The organism is Microcoleus sp. PH2017_35_SFW_U_B (assembly GCF_020737865.1).
Lineage (GTDB): Bacteria > Cyanobacteriota > Cyanobacteriia > Cyanobacteriales > Microcoleaceae > Microcoleus.
This window is the reverse complement of record NZ_JAEQDE010000201.1, coordinates 1-3,727: the sequence shown is the minus strand read 5'-3', so window position 1 is coordinate 3,727 and position 3,727 is coordinate 1. Positions and strand designations below refer to the sequence as shown.

Sequence of the window (3,727 nt, the reverse complement as noted above, 5' to 3'; positions counted from 1 at the left end):
AGCAGCCCCAACGGAACATATATTAGTAGCAATCGACCACACTGCATGGGAGAGAGCAGATGCCAAAACGTTACAAGATAGAACCCATGAATATCAAAGGGGTGTAATTGTGGGTCAGGGATACAGTACGATTGCGTGGATACCTGAAGCAATCGGAAGTTGGGCATTACCCCTACTCCATGAAAGAATTAGTAGTGGGTCTTCACCCATACTTCAAGCAGCTTCCCAACTCAAACTTGTCTGTGAACATAGCGTCAATCCAGTTTTAGCAGTTTTAGATCGAGAATATGGGAATGCAAGCTGGGTACTGGCGCTAACAGAAGCGGACATCCCTGCTGATTGTTTAATGAGAGTCCGAAAAAATGCCTGCTTATGGTCAGCACCACCAGCCTATAGTGGTCGCGGTAGACCACCCAAACACGGGCAAAAAATGAGACTGGGCGACCCAACTACATGGCTCGAAGCTGATACAGAGATTGAAATTGACGAACATCCAGATTTGGGAAAAGTCCGAGTCAAACAATGGCTTGACTTGCATTTTTATCGCGCCCCTGGACAAAAAGTCAATTTAATCCTGGTGGAAAGAATGAAGCCCATGTCAAACGGTCAGCCGTTTCCACCCTTGTGGCTGGTTTGGGTGGGAGAACGGACTCTACCTTTGGAAACAGTCTGGTTCAAATATTTACGACGTTTTGGAGTGGATCATTGGTATCGGTTTGCCAAGCAACGATTGCATTGGACATTGCCTAATCTGAGAACTCCCGAACAATCCGAGCGTTGGAGTGATTTAATGCCATTGATGAGTTGGCAACTCTGGCTAGCTAGGGATTTAGTCGTTGAGAATGTCTTACTGCAGGCAATCTGCTACCATTAATTTTACCCCTGGACGTGTTGCTCAATCAATGTTTTCGCTTTTAGTTGACATTGGTACTCCTACAAAAATCCCTAAACATAGGGGAAAATCCCCCGGCTGGGAAAAAGGAAATTAGCTATTTAATCTGATCCCTCTTGAGTTTTTAAGCAACAGCTTGCCTGAGATTCAAAGGTGGCTACTTTTAGCTGTACTCATTTTTTAGTCTAAACGGCTCTTCTGGAGTCAAGGTGATAAGCAAACCTAATCAGAAAAGCAAGCTAATAGCCTTGCTCGAAAGTTATCAAAGTTCATAAAGCCATAGGCTTGTCGCTTAATCAACTTAATTCGATTGTTAATTCCCTCCATCACGCCACTCGTGGTTCGGTTCAAAAAATAGTTGCAGATTCCATCCAGATGATTACGAATCGTTGTGAGAACATCACAGTAAACCGAACGAGCTTTTTTTAGCCATGCAAGGAGTTGCTCTTTCCCAGCTTCGACAGTCTCAGAACGTTCAAAAATATCTCTGAACTCTTCTTTGAGTTCATAAGCCAGTTTCAACCGTTTTGAATGCTTTAAGATGTCTGCCAGTTTGACCTTCTGCTCCTCGGTCAAATCTACCCCGTTCTTGAGGAGAATGAATTTACTCCCTTTGAGGGTCATTTGAGTTTGCTTGCGTACTTTATTTAACTCTTCATTGACTGGTTTCATCACGTGAAATCGATCAAATACAATCCGCGCCTTGGGAAACACTTCTTGAACCACTTTGGGAAAGCCTCCCCACATATCAACACTCACTTCTTCGACTTGTTCACGCAGCTCAATCGGTTGCTGCTGAAGCACTTTGATGATGTCATCCTGTTTGTGACTATCAATCACCTCAACCAATTTTCCACGGTCAATATCGGCAACAACTGTGGCAAAATCTTGATGCCCTTTGCGTTTACTAATTTCATCAATACTCAGACGAGTAACCGTTCCCCAGTCTGCTTTTTTGATTGATCAAACCTATGATTGAAAATCCCCTGTACTTGATCCCAACTTAAATTTTCCTCTCGGCTAACTTGTTCGATGGTGGTTGCTTGAACTCGCTGATAGATATGATTCTCATAGCGTTGGGTATATCGCCGTTCCCAATCGACAAAGTTCAAACTTTCCGTAAAGTATTTCTGACAAGTCCTACAGTAAAATTGGCGACGCGGAACTTTCAGATAAACTGGTTGACCGAAAATCGATAGATCCCGTATCAATACAGGTCGGTTTTGATTTAATTGAGCGCTCGGACGCTGGCAGTATCGACAATTACTTTCTTCCTGAAGGAAGCGGAGTTTCAAGATAACCTCAGGTGCGAATTGGATGCAACTTTCAACAGTAACATCGGGTAGATTAAGCAGTCTGTCAAGATGAAGATCCATACGGTAGAAATCAATTAGTAGTATCTCATTATACACTTTTCACCAAAAAGCCAGAAGAGCCGTCTAAACTACAGTCATTAAGACGATCGGTTTAACCGGCTTGCTGTTGCTCATCGATGAATTAGCAGCATTACTTAAAAGAGAAATAGGGGAGAAGTGATTAACATTGCTATCATTCTGAGATGCGATCGCACTAGCAGCTACAGAGGTTAAAACGCAAGCTCCAATGCCGAGCCAAATCTTAGTTTTATTTTGCATATTTCAAAAAGCGTTATTCTGGGTGATTACTGCTACTATCCCAGAAAAAAGTAAAGAACTCGGAAAGAACCAAAAACCTCTAAAAATTGTTTGCACAGACATTACCTTATTGCTGCTACAATGCGAGTCCATTAGCAACCTGTAGGAGTGTCCAAAATGATTATCTGTATGGCAAATCTTCTGACTTCAGAGGAATTAGGATTAATTGTCGATCGCCTAAAAAATGCTGAATTTGTCGATGGGAAGTTAACAGCAGGTTGGTACGCCCAACAAGTAAAAAATAATTCTCAACTAAAAAATGATGTGGCTCCAACTCAGGAACTCAGAAATTTAGTCAATCAAGCACTAAAACGCAATTCTTTATTCCAAATAGTGGCGCGCCCTAAAGCAATTCGTCCCATTATGTTTAGTCGCTATCAGGGAGGAATGTACTACGGGACACATATTGATAATGCGATTATGGGAGATGAAGAACTAATGCGATCGGATTTGTCTCTCACTCTATTTCTCAGCGATCCTGCAACTTATACGGGCGGGGAATTAGTGATTGAAAGTACCCAAGGCGAACAAGCTTTTAAACTTGATGCTGGTTCAATGGTTGTTTATCCTACTACAACTTTACATCGTGTGGAACCTATCACTGAAGGTGAAAGACTAGCGGCGGTGACTTGGGTGCAGAGTTTAGTTCGGGATGCTCATAATCGAGAAATTCTCTTTGATTTGGATACGGTTCGCGATACCCTTTTTCAGAAGTCTGGAAAGACAGCGGAGTTTGACTTGCTATCCAAAAGCATTGCTAATTTGCTGCGAAAATGGGCTGATGTTTAGGTTGAGCAGGACTTACGCAAGAGACTAAGGGATTGGGGCAACCACGGGAATTGCCCCTAGATTCACACCAGATATGGATGTCGTGTGTCCAGGACTATTGAGGAGGTTTTGGAAGCGGATGAAATAAATTTTAGGTCTTTCCGAGTTCTTTACTTTGTTTTGTCACAGTAATGGTAGACGAGTTAAACAACCAGGATTTGACAAATGAGCAACCAAACTAAAATTTGGACAGGCGTGGGACAGTCTTATGTGACACAAGACAATTCTATCGATGTCGATCGGGAGCATCCCACTTTTGCAATCAGTATAAATACTCAGACAATTGTCTGTCTGACTAAGTTGATGGCATAATAGAAAGCAAATAAATTACCAT

General features: G+C 42.3%; 6 protein-coding genes. 3 read left to right on the top strand and 3 right to left on the bottom strand.

Annotated elements, in window-relative coordinates; translation table 11 throughout:
• Window positions 1–874: transposase (locus tag JGK36_RS33675; protein ID WP_293199388.1), on the top strand; the 874-nt coding region annotated here is incomplete at its 5' end.
• Between the two features lie 240 nt (window positions 875–1,114).
• On the opposite strand, the gene JGK36_RS33670 is transcribed toward JGK36_RS33675, so the two are convergent.
• From JGK36_RS33670 to JGK36_RS33660, 3 genes are all read right to left on the bottom strand, one after another.
• Window positions 1,115–1,804, bottom strand: a complete 690-nt coding sequence (locus JGK36_RS33670; protein ID WP_293187234.1) for an ISL3 family transposase — start codon at window positions 1,802–1,804, stop codon at window positions 1,115–1,117.
• A gap of 11 nt (window positions 1,805–1,815) precedes the next feature.
• Window positions 1,816–2,268, bottom strand: a complete 453-nt coding sequence (locus tag JGK36_RS33665) for a transposase family protein (protein ID WP_293187228.1) — start codon at window positions 2,266–2,268, stop codon at window positions 1,816–1,818.
• 63 nt (window positions 2,269–2,331) lie between these two features.
• Window positions 2,332–2,526, bottom strand: coding sequence for a hypothetical protein (locus tag JGK36_RS33660; protein ID WP_293199387.1), 195 nt, complete (start codon window positions 2,524–2,526; stop codon window positions 2,332–2,334).
• Between the two features lie 168 nt (window positions 2,527–2,694).
• On the opposite strand from JGK36_RS33660, the gene JGK36_RS33655 reads away from it, so the two are divergent.
• Window positions 2,695–3,354 carry a Fe2+-dependent dioxygenase gene (locus tag JGK36_RS33655; RefSeq protein ID WP_293187232.1) on the top strand — a complete coding sequence of 220 codons (660 nt, stop codon included), beginning with the start codon at window positions 2,695–2,697 and terminating at the stop codon, window positions 3,352–3,354.
• Window positions 3,355–3,558: 204 nt separating this feature from the next.
• Window positions 3,559–3,705 (top strand): hypothetical protein, encoded by a 147-nt coding sequence (locus JGK36_RS33650; protein WP_293199386.1) that lies wholly within the window; start codon window positions 3,559–3,561, stop codon window positions 3,703–3,705.
• The last annotated feature ends 22 nt before the right edge of the window (window positions 3,706–3,727 follow it).

What these genes read in the sequence shown, in the direction of transcription:
- JGK36_RS33660 (WP_293199387.1), bottom strand. Translation starts at nt 2,526, where the DNA reads ATGCAAAATAAAACTAAGATTTGGCTCGGCATTGGAGCTTGCGTTTTA.
- JGK36_RS33665 (WP_293187228.1), bottom strand. Translation starts at nt 2,268, where the DNA reads ATGGATCTTCATCTTGACAGACTGCTTAATCTACCCGATGTTACTGTT.
- JGK36_RS33655 (WP_293187232.1), top strand. Translation starts at nt 2,695, where the DNA reads ATGGCAAATCTTCTGACTTCAGAGGAATTAGGATTAATTGTCGATCGC.
- JGK36_RS33650 (WP_293199386.1), top strand. Translation starts at nt 3,559, where the DNA reads ATGAGCAACCAAACTAAAATTTGGACAGGCGTGGGACAGTCTTATGTG.